The organism is Bradyrhizobium sp. BLXBL-01 (assembly GCF_051853025.1).
GTDB lineage: Bacteria > Pseudomonadota > Alphaproteobacteria > Rhizobiales > Xanthobacteraceae > Bradyrhizobium.
The window spans coordinates 3,816,148-3,833,309 of the sequence record NZ_CP182471.1 but is presented as its reverse complement, the minus strand read 5'-3'; the positions used below and the strand labels follow the sequence as shown (position 1 = coordinate 3,833,309).

Genomic DNA, 17,162 nt, shown 5'->3' with positions numbered 1-17,162 from the left:
CGGCGGTTTGACCAGAAATGTCCTCCCTCTCCTTTTCGCATACCGTGACCGAGCGCTTCCTGCGCTACGTCACCATCGACACCCAGTCCGATCCGGCATCGCCTCACTCGCCCTCGACCGAGAAGCAGAAAGATCTCGGCCGCGTGCTCGCTGCCGAGCTGAAGGCCATGGGCGTTGCGGACGCGCATCTCGACGAATACGGCTACGTCTACGGAACGATCCCGGCCAACACCGACAAGAAGGTGCCGGTGATCTGCTTCTGCTCGCACATGGACACCTCGCCCGACGTCACCGGCAAGGGCGTCAAGCCGCAAGTCGTGAAGAACTATCGCGGCGGCGACATCATCCTGCCCGGCGACACCAGCCAGGTGATCCGCTTCAATGAGCACCCCGCGCTGAAGAACCAGATCGGCAACGACATCATCACCACCGACGGCACGACGCTGTTGGGGGCCGACAACAAGGCCGGCGTTGCCGAGATCATGGATGCCGCGCATTTCTTCCTCAACAACCCCGACGTGAAGCACGGTACCATCAAGATCCTGTTCACGCCGGACGAGGAGATCGGCCGCGGCGTCGACAATGTCGACCTGAAGAAGCTGGGGGCCGATTTCGGCTACACCATGGACGGCGAGAGCGCCGGCTGCGTCGAGGACGAGACCTTCTCGGCGGATGGCGCCACCATCACCATCAACGGCGTCAGCGCCCATCCCGGCTACGCCAAGGGCAAGATGGAGCACGCGATCAAGATCGCCGCCGCCATCGTCGAGCGTCTGCCGAAGGAGGGCTGCTCGCCCGAGACCACCTCGGGCAAGCAAGGCTTTCTGCATCCGATCGGCATCGAGGGCGCGCTGGAGCAGGCGACGCTCTCCTTCATCGTCCGCGACTTCACCGAGGAAGGGCTGAAGGAGAAGGAGGCGCTGCTCGAGGACATCGTCAAGGACGTGATGAAGGACTATCCGCGCTCGACCTACGCGTTCGAGGTCAAGGAGCAGTACCGCAACATGAAGCAGGTGATCGATCGTCACCCGCACGTGCTCGAATACGCCATCGAGGCGATCCGCCGCGCCGGCCTGCGGCCGATGCGCACCGCGATCCGCGGCGGCACCGACGGCTCGCGCCTGTCCTTCATGGGCCTGCCCTGCCCCAACATCTTTGCCGGCGAGCACGCGTTTCATTCGCGGCTCGAATGGGTCAGCCGGCAGGATATGGAAAAGGCGGTGGAGACCATCGTGCATCTGGCGATGATCTGGGAAGAGAAGGCCTGAGCCTTCCTGCAGACGTCGACGATGGCCGGGCTTGCGCCCGGCCATTGATGGAGAGCCTACGGCACCGGCATTGCGCGCGGATTGCGATGGAAGCGGTTGGCGCTCGCCATCCAGCTCGGCAACGGTGCGCCGTCACGATGCCGGCCGCCAGCAACGGCTGCAGCCCAGGCCACTGCGGCGCCGATCAGGGTCGCGGCTGCGACCGAGAACGCCACGATGATCGAGTTGCGTCGCGCGCGGTTGATGGCCGTCTTCGAGTCTGCGATCAGCGCATCGACCCGCCGCTCGGATTCGGGGGCCGCCAGTCCCGTCGCCGCGGCGACCAGTTGCACTAGGTAGGCCCGATCGTCGGTGCTGACGCCGCTGTGGCTGGACGAGGTCATCAGGATACGTCCGGCTTCGGCGCGCGGTTCCCTCAGGTCAGCGTTCGGCGCGCGGCGCGGCGCGCGGAACAGCTTGTCGAGCTCATAGCTCAACAAGGGCTCGGCCGCCGAGGTGTTGCTCGCCGAGCTGCGCATCGGCGAACGGTCGATCGCGGCAGCGCCGAGGAGCGCGAGCAGAGCTGCGCCGGCCAGGACCGCCAGCGCCCAGGCGGTCAGGCCATGGAGTCCATCCCGCCGCTCGCCGTCATCCTCGATCGTTGCAAGCGCGGGCTCGGACCGAGTCGTCCGGCCGGCGATGTAGCCGCCGAAGCCGAAGCTGACGATCGCCTGGATGATCAGATAGAGCCCGGAGAGTAGCGCCAGCGCTGCCGAGGCATCGCGCCAGGTCGGCGAGGCCGAACTCACACCGAGGCCGACCGCGACACCAAAACCGATCAGGATGAACGACATTGCGCTCGCAGCAAGCGCGCCCGCGAACACCGAGCTCCACTGGATCGTTCGAGGCGCCTCGACTGCCAGGCCGCCTTCCATGACCTCTTCCCGCATGAGAGTTTCCACGGTCATTGCCGCGCTCTCAGCGCAGGCCGAAGAACGACAGGATCGCCATAATGACGACGATCAAGCCGATCAGATAAATCAATCCGTCCATTGTCCGTCCTCCTCAGATCTTCTCACCGCTAATCGCGAGGTATGAGGAACGTTCCTAATTGGACAGATCGGATGGAACGAACTTGGAAGATGCGGGTTATCTGTCCAAGTCCCAAGGATAGAAATTGTGAGCACATGAGGCCTCAGCCGGCTCGTCCGGCTGGGGCCTTTCCGCGTTGCGGCCGGCGCGTCTCCTCCTGTCGTATGTTAACGACGCCGGGGCCGGGATCATCAATGATGCGATCTGGGCGGAACCTGCAGATCAGGAGAGGCGCGTGGACCGCAGAACGGCGTGCCTGCATCAGGCGAATGCATTCCGGGAGAAAGCCCTCGCCGATCCCGAGCACCACGACCAATGGATCGACGAGGCCATCAAGTGGCTGGAACGGGCGATGGAAGCGAGCTGTCGGGCCGCCATCACCATGGAAGATGACGATGGCAGCGGAGCTCCGGCCCCCACGATCGAAGCCATGGTGCCACTTCGGCGCGCCATCGTTCGCCAGTGAGAGGCGCTGGCACCGCATGCGCTGCTGCGGCAATTGTTCCAGGGACGTAACAATGTTGCGGGTCGACACTGTTCCCGTGCCCATGCTAGGCCGAGCACAGACCGCAACCAGAGTGACGTCGTGCTCGCAAACCGCCAGCCCTCACGATCCTGCCGCTCGCGCGCCCGGCGCGGGCTGCTGTCCGTGCTGATCGCGGCTGTCTATCTGCTCGCGGGCGTGCTGCACGGCGCACTCGATATCGACGTCACCACGCCCCGCGGCGGCTCGGAGATCGCCGCGGTCCTCGATGGCGCCGGCGGCCATAGCGACCACAAGGCCATCGGCGGACATCATTGCCACGGCTGCTTCTCGCTGACCGTGGCACAGCCGATGCCATCGACGGCAGCGACCGCGCTTGCGTCGGCGCCGAGCCCGCAACGGGCCTCCCGGCTCGCCGGAATTGTTCCCGATACCGACTCTCCCCCTCCCAGACCTATTGCCTGAACGGATTGGTCGGGCGCCCCGCGCCCATTAGCTTCATCCTTCACAGGTCGGTTTCATGTTTCGCAGGGGAATGGCCGCGCGCCTGGCGTGCGCGGCGGCGTGTCTGATTGCAGCATCGGCGCTTGCACCATCGCACGCCCAGACTTTGACGATGCGGAGCGCCCTGGCGCGCGCGCTGGCGGCGAGCCCGCGGCTGACGGCGGCGGAGCGCGACGTCGGCATCGCCACGGGCCAGCGCATCCAGGCGGGCGCCCTGCTCAATCCGGAGCTGTCCTATGAACAGGACGATTCATTCGGCTCCGGCAGATATCGCGGAACGCGCTCGGCCGAGACCACGCTGCAGATCAGCCAGGCCTTCGAGCTGTTCGGCAAGCGCGAGGCGCGGATTGCCGCAGGCGCAGCCGGCGTCGAGGTCGCCGCGATCCAGCGCAAAGCCGTCAGGCTGGAGGTGCTGTCGGAGACCGCGATCGCCTTTCTCAGCGTGCTCGGCGCCCAGCGGCGCATCCAGATCCTCGATGAGCAGATTGCCGCGATCGACCGGCTGACACCGCTCTTGCGCCGCCGTGTCGAAGCCGGCGCCTCGTCGCCGGCCGAGACCGGCCGCGCCGAGGTCGCCTCCGCCCTGGTGAAGGCCGACCGCGAGCGGTTCAAGGCGACCTTGGCGAGCGCCCGGCGCGAGCTTGCAGTGCTGATGGGCGATGCGTCCGCAAAATTCGGCGAGGTCTCCGGCCGGCTCGACACCACCGGACGCCCGCCGACGTTCCAGGCGGTTGTCGCCGCCATCGACGCCAATCCGCAGCTGGTGCGCTGGACCGCGGTCTATGCCCAGCGCAATGCCGAGCTCTTGCTGGCGCGGCTCAAGCCGTATCCGGACGTGCGGATCGCGGCCGGATGGCGTCACTATAGCGAGACCAATGACGACGCGTTGCGTCTGTCCGTCTCGGTGCCGATCCCCGTGTTCGACCAGAACCAGGGCAACATCCTTTCGGCCCAGGAAAGCCTCGCCAAGACCAAGGCCGAGCACGAGGCCAACCGCAACGCGCTGATCGTGATCGCCGGCCGCGCCTATGATTCGCTCCAGGGCTCGCTGCGCGAGCTCGCCGTGCTGCGCGAGATCGCGATCCCCAAGGCCGTCGAAGCGTCCGAGGCGATCTCGCAAGGCTACGGCCAGGGCCGCTTCACCCTGCTCGAAGTGCTGGACGCCCAGGCCAGCGTGACCCAGGCGCGGCTGCGCGAGCAGGAGGCGCTGCAGAATTTCCACGCGGGCGTCGCGACCATCGAAGGCCTCGTCGGCAATCCCTTCACGCTGGCGCGGGAGAGCGCACGATGAAAACGTCCTCGACCATCCTGATAGCCATGGTTGCCGCCGCGCTCGGCGCTTACGGCTCTTCCCTGCTCGCGCCCGGCAAGGTCGCGCCCGCCGAGCACGCTGAGCATTCCGAGCCGAAGAAGCCGAACGACCATGTCGAGCAGGACGAGCACGGCGCCGACCGCATCCGCATCTCCGACGTGAAGCTGGCCGCCGCGGGCGTCACCCTGGCGGAAGCCGCAAGCGCCACACTGACCGACACGCTCGCCTTCAACGGCATCCTGCGCGCCAACCAGGAAGCCGTGGTGCAGGTGACGCCGCGCTTTCCGGGCCTCGCCAAATCCATCCAGAAGCGGATCGGCGACAAGGTCGGCAAGGACGATCTGCTCGCCGCGATCGAAAGCAACCAGAGCCTCACCGTCTATGAACTGAAGGCGCCGATTGCCGGCACCATCATCGAGCGGCAGATCTCGCTTGGCGAATACGCCTCCGAGCAGAAGCCGGCCTTCGTCGTCGCCGATCTCTCCACCATCTGGGTCGACCTGTCGATCTATCGTCAGGACCTCAGGCGCGTCCGCATCAATGACGAGGTGCTGATCGATCCCGACGACGGCCGCGGCGAGATCAAGGGCACGATCTCCTACATGGCGCCGATCGGCAGTAGCGAGACCCAGACCGCGCTGGCGCGTGTGGTGCTGCCCAATCCGGACGGGCGCCTGCGGCCCGGCCTGTTCGTCACGGCACGGCTGATCCTCGCGGCGCGCAATGTCGCGGTCGCGGTGCGCCGGAGCGCGATCCAGACGCTGGAGAACAGGACCATCGTGTTCGTGCGCGAGGACGGCGACAAGATCGAAGCCCGCCCGGTCGAGCTTGGCGATTCCGATCCGCGCCACGTCGAGATCAAGGCGGGCCTTTCGCCCGGCGAGCATTACGTGGCCGAGAACAGCTTCGTCGTGAAGGCGGAGATGGGCAAGGGCGAGGCCGAGCATGATTGAGCGTCTCATCGCCATCTCGCTTGCCCAGCGCTGGCTGGTGCTGGTGCTCGCACTCGGCGCCGTCGCCTTCGGGGTTTGGAATTTCCAGCGCCTGCCGATCGACGCGGTGCCTGACATCACCAACGTCCAGGTCCAGATCAACACCCGCGCCCCCGGCTATTCGCCGCTCGAGACCGAGCAGCGCATCACCTTCCCGGTCGAGACCGCGATGGGCGGCCTGCCCAAGCTCGACTACACCCGCTCGCTGTCGCGCTACGGCCTCAGCCAGGTGACGATCGTGTTCAAGGACGGCACCGACATCTACTTCGCCCGGCAGCTCGTCGGCGAGCGCATTCAGCAGGTGAAGGACCAGCTGCCGGCGGGCGTCGAGGTCGCGATGGGTCCGGTCTCGACCGGCCTCGGCGAGATCTTCATGTACACCGTGGAGACCAAGGCGGGCGCAAAGACGCAGGACGGCCGCGACTATTCCCTGACCGATTTGCGCACCGTGCAGGACTGGATCATCCGGCCGCAGCTTCGCAACGTGCCTGGCGTGATCGAGGTCAACACGATCGGCGGCTTCGAGCGGCAATTCCACGTGCTGCCCGACCCCGGCAAGCTGATGGCCTACCGGCTCGGCTTTCGCGACGTGATGACGGCGCTCGCCGCCAACAACGCCAATGTCGGGGCCGGCTATATCGAACGCAACGGCGAGCAATATCTGGTTCGCTCGCCGGGCCAGGTCGGCAATATCGGCGAGATCCAGGACATCGTGATCGGCTCGCGCGGCGGCAATCCCGTCAGGATCAGGGATGTCGCGACCGTTACCGAGGGGCGCGATCTGCGCACTGGAGCCGCGACACGCAACGGCGAGGAGACCGTGCTCGGCACCGCCATGCTGCTGATCGGCGAGAACAGCCGCAGCGTCGCCCGCCGCGTCGGGGCCCGTCTCGAGGAGATCGCAAAATCGCTGCCCGAGGGCGTCGTGACGCGGACCGTCTACGACCGCACCGACCTGGTCGAAGCCACCATCGGCACCGTCAAGAACAACCTGCTTGAAGGCGCGGCGCTGGTGGTGGCCGTGCTGTTCCTGATCCTCGGCAACATCCGCGCCGCGCTGGTCACGGCCTGCGTCATTCCGCTGTCGATGGCGATGACGATCACCGGCATGGTCGAGACCAAGGTCAGCGGCAACCTGATGTCACTGGGTGCGATCGACTTCGGCATCATCGTCGATGGTGCCGTCATCATCGTCGAAAATTGCCTGCGCATGCTGGCGGCGGCCCAGCGCGAGAAAGGCGGCCTGCTCACGACCGCCGAACGGCTGCGCGCGATTCTGCGCGGGTCGAGCGAGGTCATCAAGCCGAGCCTGTTCGGAACGCTGATCATCGCCGTGGTCTACCTGCCCGTGCTGACGCTGACCGGCGTCGAGGGCAAGATGTTCACGCCGATGGCGCTGACGGTGCTGATGGCGCTCGGCGCGGCCGTGCTGTTCTCCATCACCTTCGTGCCGGCAGCCGTTGCCATCTTCGTCACCGGCAAGGTGTCCGAACATGAGAACCTGTTCATGCGGGCGGCAAAGCGCGGCTATCTCCCCCTGCTCCGTTTTGCCATCGACAATCGGGCCGCGGTCGCGATCATGGCCGTGGTCATCGTGGTCGCGAGCGGCATCGCCGCTTCGCGGATGGGTGGCGAGTTCATTCCGAGCCTCGACGAAGGCGACGTCGCGCTGGCTTCGATCCGGATTCCCGGCACCAGCCTCACCCAGTCGCTGGACCTTCAGAAGGCGCTGGAAAAACGCATCAAGCAGGTTCCGGAGGTGAAGGAGTTCTTCACCCGCATCGGCACGGCGGAGATCGCCACCGATCCAATGTCGCCGGCGCAGACCGATGGCTACGTCATGCTGAAGCCGCGTGCCGAATGGCCCGACCCGGGCAAGTCGAAATCGGAGGTGGTCGAGGCCATCGAGCACGCTGCCGACGAGATTCCCGGCAGCGCCTATGAAATCTCCCAGCCGATCCAGTTCCGCGTCAACGAGCTGATCTCCGGCGTGCGCACCGACGTCGGCGTCAAGATCTTCGGCGACGATCTCGACATCTTACAAGGCACCGCCAGGCAGGTGGAGGCCGCGATCCGCGGCATCCGCGGCGCCAGCGACGTCAAGATCGAGCAGGTCGCGGGCCTGCCGATCCTCACCGTCCGCCTCGATCGCCAGGCGCTCGCCCGCTATGGCCTCAGCGTCGCCGAAGTGCAGGGCATCGTCGAGATCGCAGTCGGCGGCAAGTCGGCGGGCAAGCTGTTCGAAGGCGATCGGCGCTTCGACATCGTGGTGCGCCTGCCCGAGCATTTGCGCGGCAATCTCGAGGCGATCCGCGCGATCCCGATTCCGCTGCCGCCCGCCGAGGACGCCGGCTCCGGCACGGCCGTTCGTACCGCGCTGGCCAGCTCTTCCCTCGCCCAGATGCGCTACGTGCCGCTCTCGTCGGTTGCCACCGTCGATGCGACGCCGGGGCCGAACCAGATCAGCCGCGAGAACGGCAAGCGGCGGATCGTCGTCACCGCCAATGTCCGCGCGCGCGACCTCGGCTCCTTCGTGGCCGAGGCCGAGGCGGCAGTGGCGGAGAAGGTCAAGCTGCCGGCGGGTTACTTCATCGGCTGGGGCGGCCAGTTCGAGCAGCTTGTCTCGGCCACCAAGCGGCTGACGATCGTGGTGCCGGTAGCGCTGCTGCTGGTGTTCCTGCTGCTGTTCATGGGCATGGGATCGGCGGCCGATGCGGCGCTGGTGTTTTCGGGCGTGCCGCTGGCGCTGACCGGTGGCGTCGCCGCGCTGCTGCTGCGCGACATTCCCTTGTCGATCAGCGCCGGCGTCGGCTTCATCGCACTGTCGGGCGTCGCCGTTCTCAATGGCCTCGTCATCATCGCCTTCATCGAGCGTCTGCGCAGCGAGGGGCGCTCGGTCGCGGAGGCCGTGCGCGAAGGTGCGCTGACGCGGCTGCGCCCGGTGCTGATGACCGCGCTCGTCGCCTCGCTCGGCTTCGTGCCGATGGCGCTCGCCACCGGCGCCGGCGCCGAGGTGCAGCGGCCGCTCGCGACCGTGGTGATCGGGGGCATCATCTCCTCGACCATCCTGACGCTGCTGGTGCTGCCGGCGCTCTACGTGCTGTTCCGCCGTGACGTGGCAAATGAAAGGCCTACAATGGCGTCTGATTTGGCGGCGTCCGCGGAGCGCTAGAATTGGGCAGCCACGACCACCACGGTCATCACCACCATGATCATGCGGGCCACTCGCATGCGCATGGCCACGATCACGGTCACGGGCACGGCCATGTCCATGCGCCGGCCAATTTCGGCAAGGCGTTCGCGCTCGGCATTACGCTCAACACCGCGCTCGTCGTGGCTGAGGCGATTTACGGCTATGTCGGCAACTCCACCGCCCTGCTCGCCGATGCCGGCCATAACCTGTCCGACGTGCTCGGCCTCGTCATTGCCTGGGGCGCCTCGATCGCAGCCCGCCGCGCGCCCAGCGGCCGCTTCACCTACGGTTTTCGCGCCTCCACCATCCTGGCGGCGCTGGCCAATGCGGTGTTCCTGCTGGTCGCAACCGGCGCCATCGGCTGGGAGGCGATCCTGCGCCTGCGCGAGCCGGAGCCGGTCGCAGGTCTCACCGTGATGGTGGTTGCGGGCATCGGCATCCTCATCAACGGTTTTACCGCCCTGCTGTTCGCGAGCGGCCGCAAGGACGACATCAACATCGAAGGCGCCTATCTGCACATGGTCGCCGACGCCGCGGTCTCGCTCGGCGTCGTCGTCTCGGCGGCGCTGATCATCTGGACCGGCTGGCTCTGGCTCGACCCCATCACCAGCCTCGTCATCTGCGCCACCATCCTCTGGAGCACGACCAGCCTCTTGCGCGGCTCCATCGACATGTCGATGGCGGCCGCGCCCAAGGGAACCGACCTCGCCGCAATCAGGGCGTTCCTGCTGGCGCGGCCGGGCGTCTCAGGGATTCACGATCTCCACGTCTGGCCGATCTCGACCACCGAGACGGCGCTGACCTGCCATCTCGTGATGCCGGCCGGCAGCGACGACGCATTCCTGATGCAGACGACGCAGCTGCTCAAGACATCCTTCCGCATCGGCCACACCACGCTTCAGGTCGAGACGCATCCCGACAATGGCTGCGCGCTCGCGCCGGATGATGTGGTGTAGGAGTCCCCCGCACCATCCGCGTCATTGCGAGCGCAGCGAAGCAATCCAGACTTCCTCCGCAGAGACAGTCTGGATTGCTTCGTCGCCAGCGCAAAATTGCTTCGCAATTTTGTCGCGGGCTCCTCGCAATGAGGGCGGAGGAACGGCGCCTACGCAGCCTTCGCCGTCACGATCCAGATCGCGCCCTGCAACTTCACGCTCTGTCCCTTCAAGAACGGCGCGAGCATTTCGCGGATCGAGGCCTTGGCGGCCTCGTAGGTCTCCGGCGGATGGCCCTGCAGCGCGCGGCTGGCCGGGCCGATCTGCAGCGCGCCGTCCACGGCTGCATCGAGCCCGCCGCCGATCGCGATATCCATCGCAAGATTGTGCGGCTGCATTGCCACATCGACGAAGCCCGCGCCTTTCAGGATGCGCGTCACGCGCTCTTCCGAAGCGAAGGCGAACGGGCCCGGCTCTTCGGGACCAACCGGCGGCATTTTCGGCACGTACTTGTAGACCGCCATCAGCGGCGCCATCATCCACGGGTTTTCCTTCGGCTCGCGCCAGCAGGTGAAGGCGAGCCGGCCGGTCGGCTTCAGCGCGCGCCGCAGATTGGCGAAGGACGCGATCGGGTCGGCGAAGAACATCACGCCGAAGCGCGAGGCCAAGAGATCGAAGCTCGCCTGCTCGAGCGGATAAATGGTCGCATCCGCCAGCACGAAATCGAGCGGCAGCCCCTGCGGCGCGAGCGCGCGCGCCTGCGACAGCATCGGCTCGGAGACGTCGAGGCCGAGCGCAAAGCCATCAGGCGCCACCGCCTTCGCGAAGGCGAACGTCGTCGCGCCGGAGCCGCAGCCGACATCGAGGACGCGCTCGCCCGGTCGGGGCTTGACACGCTCGATCAGCACGTCGGCGATGGGGCCGAGCAGTTTCTCCTGCGCCGCGTGACGATCGGCCCAGCGCTGCCCGCTCGGCCCGTTCCAATAGGCGATCTGGTCGGCGTTTTGCTCGTGCCCAGGCTGTTGCATCACATTTTCCTTCCGACCTCGCCGACTGTCCCCCCCAGCGAAGACGCTTATCCGCATGCAGCTCCCGGACACAAGAGCGATTCAGGCGAGACCATCTGACGGCAGTCGCAGTCGCGCATCAGTCGCAAGCAGAATCGCACAGCATCGACGTGCGCAAGGGGCTCCAGAGTTGACACAATGGGAAGCCACTGTTCTAACTCCAGAAACGCGAGGAAACGTTTTGAAATCCGAACGATCAGTCGGTATCGATTGCCTGCGCGCCATCTCCATCATCTGGGTGCTGCTGTACCACTTCGTCCCGCTTCAGGCTTTCAACCGGGGCACGTTCGGCGTCCTGCTGTTTTTCATCATCAGCGGCTATTGTATCGCATTCAGTGCCGAGACGTCGCAAACCGCCTGGCACTTCTATGCCAAGCGGCTCGGCCGCCTGCTTCCCGCCCTGATCGTCTGCGGCTTCCTGACCACGCTGTTCAAGATTCTCGCGCCCGAATTGGTCGAGCCTGGCCGCGGGCTGAAATGGGTCCACTACGTCTATACGCTGTTCGCGCTTCCGACGCTCAACGTCCTGCAGGTGAACTATAACCTGCCCGACGGTGCCTATTGGTCGTTACAGATCGAGTTTCAATTCTACGTCTTCTGCTTCCTGACGATGGTGCTGGGCCTCAAGCAACGGCTGCTGGCATTGCTGTGCGCCGTGACCATCTTCCGGACGGTGACCACGAGCACGGATTATTACACCTCCAACGATTTCTTTCCGTTCTTCATCGCCGGCATGAGCGTGGCTTCCCTCGTCAGGGGGCGCACCAGGGAGGCGATCGTCGGAATCATCGTCGCGTTCTCCGTCGAGCTCTATCATCTGAAGATGGGCGTCAAGCAGCCCTCGGTCCCGATCGAGATGTACCGGTCGCTGCTGCTGTGGTTTGGCACGGCGGCCGTCTATCTTGCCGCGCGGTATGACCACCTCCTGCCGCGCTGGTCGAGCGCCCTCGCCTTCATCGGCGTCATCAGCTATCCGCTCTATTTGATTCATCAGGACGTCGGCATGATGATCCTGCACTGGGCCCATGTGGGGCGTGACTCGGCGGGCGACATGCTGATCCGCGCATTCGTCCTTCCCGCATTCCTTGGTGCCGTCGCCTGGCTGGTCTACGTCCTGGTCGAAAAACCCACCATCAAGCCGCTGACCGGCTTTTTGGCCAATCCGCTCGCCTGGCTAGGGCAGCGGCAGCCGGCAATGGCGCGACGCGAGTACCCCGCCACCGAGCGCAGTGGCGACGTCGCACGCCAGGACTTGCCGATTGGGTGACCCGACGCGCCAGGTGCAGGCTGGTGGGCGGTCACGGATTCGAACCGCGGACCCTCTCGGTGTAAACGAGATGCTCTAACCAGCTGAGCTAACCGCCCTCGCCGCCTCTTTAGCCCTACGGGCCCCGGACGGGCAAGACCCCAGCCTAACGACTTCGACCGACTTGGACCGACTTGGGCCTCAATCCTGCGGCCGCCCCGGCAGCAGCGGCACGGCGTCGATCCACACCGCCGCCGACTGGCACCAGATCTGTCGCGTGGGCCTCAGCGCATCGCGCTGGCGGATTGAACCCCAGCGGATGCCCCAATCGTCGGCCTGGTCGCCCTCACCGTTGGTGAACAGCGGGGAACCGCAGTCGGCGCAAAAATGCTGGAAGCGCATCCGGCCGTTGTCGCCGCGCTTGCCGTAGATTTTGGGCGTACCGCGGGTCAGGCGGACATCAGCCTTGGTGCAGATGGCTGTCACACGGAACGGCGAGCCTGTCAGCGACTGGCAATCGGTGCAGTGACAGACCGAGATTGCCTCAGGATCGACCTCGGCCGCGAAGGTGATCGCCCCGCAATGGCATTGCCCATCGATGTGCATTGCCTCCTCCCTATCCCCCCAAACAAAAACGGCGCCCGAAGGCGCCGTTTTATCATCATTCCGAGCCGCACACTCAGTGAGCGGTCAGGCCGCCGGCGGCTTCGTCGCCGTCCGGCTTCACCGTCACCTTGGTGTCCTCTTCCCAGACGATCGGCACCGGCTTCTTCACCAGCGCCTTGGCGACGACGTCGTCGAGGCGGGAAACCGGGATGATCTCCATGCCGCCCTTGATCGCATCGGAAATCTCCGTGAGATCCTTGGCGTTGTCCTCGGGGATCAGCACCGTCTTGATGCCGCCGCGGGCCGCAGCCAGCAGCTTCTCCTTCAGGCCGCCGATCGGCAGCACGCGACCGCGCAGCGTGATCTCGCCGGTCATCGCGACGTCATGGCGGACCGGGATGCCGGTCATGACCGAGATGATCGCGGTGGCCATCGCAACGCCTGCGGACGGACCATCCTTCGGCGTCGCGCCCTCCGGCACGTGCACGTGGATGTCGCGCTTGTCGAACAGCGGCGGCTCGACGCCGTAGTTGATCGCGCGCGAGCGGACGTAGGACGCCGCCGCGGAGATCGACTCCTTCATGACGTCGCGCAGATTGCCCGTGACCGTCATCTTGCCCTTGCCGGGCATCATGACGCCTTCGATCGTCAGCAGCTCGCCGCCGACATCGGTCCAGGCAAGGCCGGTGACGATGCCGACCTGCGGCTCGCTCTCGATCTCGCCGAAGCGGTACTTCGGCACGCCGAGCAGCTCCTCAAGAGTCTTCTCGGTGACCTTGACCGACTTCTTCTTGGAGATCATCAGCTCCTTCACCGCCTTGCGGGCGAGTGTGGAGAGCTCACGCTCCAAATTGCGCACGCCCGCTTCGCGGGTGTAGCGGCGGATCAGAAGCAGCAGCGCCTCGTCGTCGATCGAGAACTCCTTGGAGTCCAGGCCGTGCTTGGACACCGCGTTCGGGATCAGGTGCTTGCGCGAGATCTCGACCTTCTCGTTCTCGGTGTAGCCCGCGATCCGGATGATCTCCATGCGGTCCATCAACGGCCCCGGAATATTGAGCGTATTCGCGGTGGTGATGAACATCACGTTGGACAGATCGTAGTCGACCTCGAGATAGTGGTCGTTGAAGGTCCCGTTCTGCTCGGGGTCGAGCACCTCGAGCAAGGCCGAGGACGGATCGCCGCGGAAATCGGCGCCCATCTTGTCGATCTCGTCCAGGAGGAACAGCGGATTGGACGACTTGGCCTTGCGCATCGACTGGATGATCTTGCCGGGCATCGAGCCGATATAGGTGCGGCGGTGACCGCGGATCTCGGCCTCGTCGCGCACGCCGCCGAGCGAGACGCGCACGAATTCGCGCCCCGTCGCCTTCGCGATCGACTTGCCGAGCGAGGTCTTGCCGACGCCGGGAGGCCCGACGAGGCACAGGATCGGCCCGGTCAGCTTGTTGGCGCGCGACTGCACCGCAAGGTACTCGACGATGCGTTCCTTGACCTTCTCGAGCCCATAGTGATCGGAGTCCAGGATGGCTTGCGCCTGCTCCAAGTCCTTCTTCACCTTGGACTTCTTGTTCCACGGGATCGACAGCAGCCAATCCAGATAGTTGCGCACGACGGTCGCTTCCGCGGACATCGGCGACATCTGGCGCAGCTTCTTCAATTCGTGCTGCGCCTTCTCGCGCGCTTCCTTGGAGAGCTTGGTCTTGGAGATCTTCTCTTCGAGGTCGGCGAGCTCGTCGCGACCATCGTCGTCGCCGAGTTCCTTCTGGATCGCCTTCATCTGCTCGTTGAGGTAATACTCGCGCTGGGTCTTCTCCATCTGGCGCTTGACGCGCGAGCGGATGCGCTTCTCGACCTGCAGCACCGAGATCTCGCTCTCCATCAGGCCCAGCACCTTCTCCAGGCGCGTGGTGACGGACAGCGTCTCCAGGATGCCCTGGCGATCGGCGATCTTGACGGCGAGATGCGAGGCAACGGTGTCGGCGAGCTTGGCGAAATCGGTGATCGCCTGCACGACGCCGACGACCTCGGCCGAGATCTTCTTGTTGAGCTTCACATAGCTCTCGAAGTCGGACACGACCGAGCGCGCCAGGGCTTCCGCCTCGACCGATTTCGCATCGGTGTCGGCGAGCGCGACGGCGGTCGCCTCGTAATAGTCGGCGCGATCGGTGTACTTCGCCACGCGCGCACGCTCGAGCCCTTCGACCAGCACCTTCACGGTGCCGTCGGGGAGCTTCAAGAGCTGGAGCACGCTGGCGAGCGTCCCGGTCTCGTAAATGGCATCGGGCGCCGGATCATCGTCGGACGCGTTCTTCTGCGTCGCGAGCATGATCAGCGCGTCGTTCTTCATCACCTCTTCGAGCGCGCGGATCGACTTCTCGCGACCGACGAAGAGCGGAACGATCATGTGCGGGAAGACGACGATGTCGCGCAGCGGCAGCACGGGATAAGCGTGCGCTTCGCCATGGACGATGGTTGGCCGGGGTTTGGGATTGGTCATGGCCTTTTCCTTTTGCTTTGCCCCCTTGCACGCAGCCCGCTGATCATGCGCAACCGCCACAAGGTGCCGAGGTGATCCGCAGAACCGGTCGGTCCTCTACAAGGTGGACCGGCTCGCCGGAACGGAACAGAGGCGAATCTTGAAGAGAATTTTCGCTCGCCGCCGACATTAGGTGGCTATCGACCCGGGGGGTGTCAAGTCATTGAAAGACGCGCGCCATCAGGCGCTTACGCACGCAATAAGCGACGCAACACCGGCTGCGGAAATATCAGTTCCGCAGCCCACTTTGAGAAGACGATTGGAGCGTTCCAGCGCCGTCAGATCAGGCGCTGGCGTTCTCGACGGCGCGATCGGACCGATCAGCGTAGATGTAGAGCGGACGCGCCGTTCCTTCCACGACCTCGCGGGAAATCACGACCTCTTCCACACCTTCCAGACCCGGCAGGTCGAACATGGTCTCGAGCAGGATCGCCTCGAGGATCGAACGCAAGCCCCGCGCGCCGGTCTTGCGCTCGATCGCCTTGCGGGCGACCGCGCCAAGCGCCTCGTCGGCGAAGGTCAGCTCGATGTTCTCCATCTCGAACAGCCGCTGGTACTGTTTCACCAGCGCGTTCTTCGGCTCGGTCAGGATCTTCTTCAGCGAGGTCTCGTCGAGGTCCTCGAGCGTCGCCACGACCGGCAGACGGCCGACGAACTCGGGGATGAGGCCGTACTTCAGGAGGTCCTCAGGCTCGACGTGACGGAAGATCTCGCCGGTCCGGCGATCCTCCGGCGCGAGCACCTGGGCGCCGAAGCCGATCGAGGTCGACCGACCGCGTGCCGAGATGATCTTCTCGAGGCCGGCGAACGCGCCGCCGCAGATGAACAGGATGTTGGTGGTATCCACCTGCAGGAACTCCTGCTGCGGATGCTTGCGGCCGCCTTGCGGCGGGACCGAAGCCACCGTGCCTTCCATGATCTTGAGCAGCGCCTGCTGCACGCCCTCACCCGACACGTCGCGCGTGATCGAGGGGTTGTCGGACTTGCGGCTGATCTTGTCGATTTCGTCGATGTAGACGATGCCGCGCTGGGCGCGCTCGACGTTGTAATCGGCGGCCTGGAGCAGCTTCAGGATGATGTTCTCGACGTCCTCACCGACATAGCCGGCTTCGGTCAGCGTCGTCGCATCGGCCATCGTGAACGGCACGTCCAGGATGCGGGCGAGCGTCTGCGCGAGCAGCGTCTTGCCCGAGCCGGTCGGACCGATCAGCAGGATGTTCGACTTCGCGAGCTCGACGTCGTTGTGCTTTGTCTGATGGTTGAGGCGCTTGTAGTGATTGTGCACCGCGACCGACAGGACCTTCTTCGCATGGCTCTGGCCGATGACGTAATCGTCCAGCACCTTGCAGATTTCCTTCGGCGTCGGAATACCGTCGCGCGACTTGACCAGCGAGGACTTGTTCTCCTCGCGGATGATGTCCATGCAGAGCTCGACGCACTCGTCGCAGATGAAGACCGTGGGACCCGCGATCAGTTTGCGGACTTCGTGCTGGCTCTTGCCGCAGAACGAGCAATATAGCGTGTTCTTGGAGTCGCTCGTGCCGACCTTACTCATTCATGTCTCCGTCCGCGGTTCGATCCCGTTCCGCTCGATCGCTCCATTCCGACACGGTGGTCGGTATGAAGCTTAAGTAGAGCAAATTCCGTACCAAAAAAGACCCTACGCTTTACTACATCCCGTGCGAATCACGGTCACTCGATTCCCCCGCGATCATAGCCGATCAACCGTAGCCAACCATGCTGTCACCCGACTATCAAGAATTCGCTAATCGGGGGTCGCCGGCTACCCGTGACAATACCGTGATTTCCGGTCTTGGCACGAGCGAAGTGATCGAAAACACCCCGGCGTTGCTGGATTGCCACGAAAAACAAGCACGAAAGCGGAACTTTCTGCTTGCCGCAGGGCGCAAAACCGCGTTTTGCGCCGCGCGCACGCGCACCTAACGTG

At 65.1% G+C, this 17,162-nt stretch carries 14 protein-coding genes and 1 tRNA gene; 9 read left to right on the top strand and 6 right to left on the bottom strand.

Annotated features, from left to right (window positions below):
* The first annotated feature begins 17 nt into the window (after positions 1 to 17).
* A complete protein-coding gene (gene pepT, locus ACNJYA_RS17800) occupies positions 18 to 1,268 on the top strand; it encodes a peptidase T (RefSeq protein WP_172783521.1) in 1,251 nt (416 codons plus the stop codon).
* A gap of 56 nt (positions 1,269 to 1,324) precedes the next feature.
* Here pepT and ACNJYA_RS17795 read toward each other — a convergent pair whose 3' ends face one another.
* On the bottom strand, positions 1,325 to 2,215 hold the full coding sequence (locus ACNJYA_RS17795; RefSeq protein WP_439403321.1) for a hypothetical protein: 891 nt from the start codon (positions 2,213 to 2,215) through the stop codon (positions 1,325 to 1,327).
* A gap of 359 nt (positions 2,216 to 2,574) precedes the next feature.
* On the opposite strand from ACNJYA_RS17795, the gene ACNJYA_RS17790 reads away from it, so the two are divergent.
* The 6 genes from ACNJYA_RS17790 (at position 2,575) to ACNJYA_RS17765 (ending at position 9,780) form a co-directional block, all read left to right on the top strand.
* On the top strand, positions 2,575 to 2,805 hold the full coding sequence (locus ACNJYA_RS17790; protein WP_439403320.1) for a hypothetical protein: 231 nt from the start codon (positions 2,575 to 2,577) through the stop codon (positions 2,803 to 2,805).
* Between the two features lie 120 nt (positions 2,806 to 2,925).
* Positions 2,926 to 3,288 carry a hypothetical protein gene (locus tag ACNJYA_RS17785; protein ID WP_439403319.1) on the top strand — a complete coding sequence of 121 codons (363 nt, stop codon included), beginning with the start codon at positions 2,926 to 2,928 and terminating at the stop codon, positions 3,286 to 3,288.
* Between the two features lie 55 nt (positions 3,289 to 3,343).
* Positions 3,344 to 4,618: a divalent metal ion exporter subunit IhpA gene (gene ihpA, locus ACNJYA_RS17780; RefSeq protein ID WP_439403318.1), complete on the top strand. Its 1,275-nt coding sequence runs from the start codon at positions 3,344 to 3,346 to the stop codon at positions 4,616 to 4,618.
* Complete coding sequence (ihpB, locus tag ACNJYA_RS17775; protein WP_439403317.1) at positions 4,615 to 5,592, top strand: divalent metal ion exporter adaptor subunit IhpB; 978 nt, start codon at positions 4,615 to 4,617, stop codon at positions 5,590 to 5,592. Before ihpA ends, ihpB begins: the two co-directional genes overlap by 4 nt.
* Positions 5,585 to 8,803, top strand: coding sequence for an efflux RND transporter permease subunit (locus ACNJYA_RS17770; protein WP_439403316.1), 3,219 nt, complete (start codon positions 5,585 to 5,587; stop codon positions 8,801 to 8,803). The genes ihpB and ACNJYA_RS17770 overlap by 8 nt, the downstream gene beginning before the upstream one ends.
* Positions 8,804 to 8,805: 2 nt before the next feature.
* Positions 8,806 to 9,780 (top strand): cation diffusion facilitator family transporter, encoded by a 975-nt coding sequence (locus tag ACNJYA_RS17765; protein ID WP_439367156.1) that lies wholly within the window; start codon positions 8,806 to 8,808, stop codon positions 9,778 to 9,780.
* A gap of 149 nt (positions 9,781 to 9,929) precedes the next feature.
* On the opposite strand, the gene ACNJYA_RS17760 is transcribed toward ACNJYA_RS17765, so the two are convergent.
* Positions 9,930 to 10,787, bottom strand: coding sequence for a class I SAM-dependent methyltransferase (locus tag ACNJYA_RS17760; protein ID WP_260379357.1), 858 nt, complete (start codon positions 10,785 to 10,787; stop codon positions 9,930 to 9,932).
* Between the two features lie 220 nt (positions 10,788 to 11,007).
* Between ACNJYA_RS17760 and ACNJYA_RS17755 the strand changes: the two genes are divergently transcribed.
* A complete protein-coding gene (locus ACNJYA_RS17755; protein WP_439367154.1) occupies positions 11,008 to 12,093 on the top strand; it encodes an acyltransferase family protein in 1,086 nt (361 codons plus the stop codon).
* A gap of 21 nt (positions 12,094 to 12,114) precedes the next feature.
* Here the strand turns inward: ACNJYA_RS17755 and ACNJYA_RS17750 are convergent.
* From ACNJYA_RS17750 to clpX, 4 genes are all read right to left on the bottom strand, one after another.
* A tRNA-Val gene (locus ACNJYA_RS17750) sits at positions 12,115 to 12,191 on the bottom strand.
* Between the two features lie 82 nt (positions 12,192 to 12,273).
* Positions 12,274 to 12,678, bottom strand: coding sequence for a GFA family protein (locus ACNJYA_RS17745; RefSeq protein ID WP_439403315.1), 405 nt, complete (start codon positions 12,676 to 12,678; stop codon positions 12,274 to 12,276).
* Positions 12,679 to 12,751: 73 nt separating this feature from the next.
* Positions 12,752 to 15,175, bottom strand: coding sequence for an endopeptidase La (gene lon / locus ACNJYA_RS17740; protein ID WP_172783507.1), 2,424 nt, complete (start codon positions 15,173 to 15,175; stop codon positions 12,752 to 12,754).
* 322 nt (positions 15,176 to 15,497) lie between these two features.
* Positions 15,498 to 16,769, bottom strand: coding sequence for an ATP-dependent Clp protease ATP-binding subunit ClpX (gene clpX, locus ACNJYA_RS17735; protein WP_008547851.1), 1,272 nt, complete (start codon positions 16,767 to 16,769; stop codon positions 15,498 to 15,500).
* A gap of 182 nt (positions 16,770 to 16,951) precedes the next feature.
* On the opposite strand from clpX, the gene ACNJYA_RS17730 reads away from it, so the two are divergent.
* On the top strand, positions 16,952 to 17,158 hold the full coding sequence (locus ACNJYA_RS17730) for a hypothetical protein (protein WP_172783506.1): 207 nt from the start codon (positions 16,952 to 16,954) through the stop codon (positions 17,156 to 17,158).
* The last annotated feature ends 4 nt before the right edge of the window (positions 17,159 to 17,162 follow it).

Bases quoted from the DNA above. Each gene is read 5' to 3' on its own strand.
- pepT (WP_172783521.1), top strand. From the start codon at position 18: ATGTCCTCCCTCTCCTTTTCGCATACCGTGACCGAGCGCTTCCTGCGC.
- ACNJYA_RS17795 (WP_439403321.1), bottom strand. From the start codon at position 2,215: ATGACCGTGGAAACTCTCATGCGGGAAGAGGTCATGGAAGGCGGCCTG.
- ihpA (WP_439403318.1), top strand. From the start codon at position 3,344: ATGTTTCGCAGGGGAATGGCCGCGCGCCTGGCGTGCGCGGCGGCGTGT.
- ihpB (WP_439403317.1), top strand. From the start codon at position 4,615: ATGAAAACGTCCTCGACCATCCTGATAGCCATGGTTGCCGCCGCGCTC.
- ACNJYA_RS17770 (WP_439403316.1), top strand. From the start codon at position 5,585: ATGATTGAGCGTCTCATCGCCATCTCGCTTGCCCAGCGCTGGCTGGTG.
- ACNJYA_RS17760 (WP_260379357.1), bottom strand. From the start codon at position 10,787: ATGCAACAGCCTGGGCACGAGCAAAACGCCGACCAGATCGCCTATTGG.
- ACNJYA_RS17745 (WP_439403315.1), bottom strand. From the start codon at position 12,678: ATGCACATCGATGGGCAATGCCATTGCGGGGCGATCACCTTCGCGGCC.
- lon (WP_172783507.1), bottom strand. From the start codon at position 15,175: ATGACCAATCCCAAACCCCGGCCAACCATCGTCCATGGCGAAGCGCAC.
- clpX (WP_008547851.1), bottom strand. From the start codon at position 16,769: ATGAGTAAGGTCGGCACGAGCGACTCCAAGAACACGCTATATTGCTCG.
- ACNJYA_RS17730 (WP_172783506.1), top strand. From the start codon at position 16,952: ATGCTGTCACCCGACTATCAAGAATTCGCTAATCGGGGGTCGCCGGCT.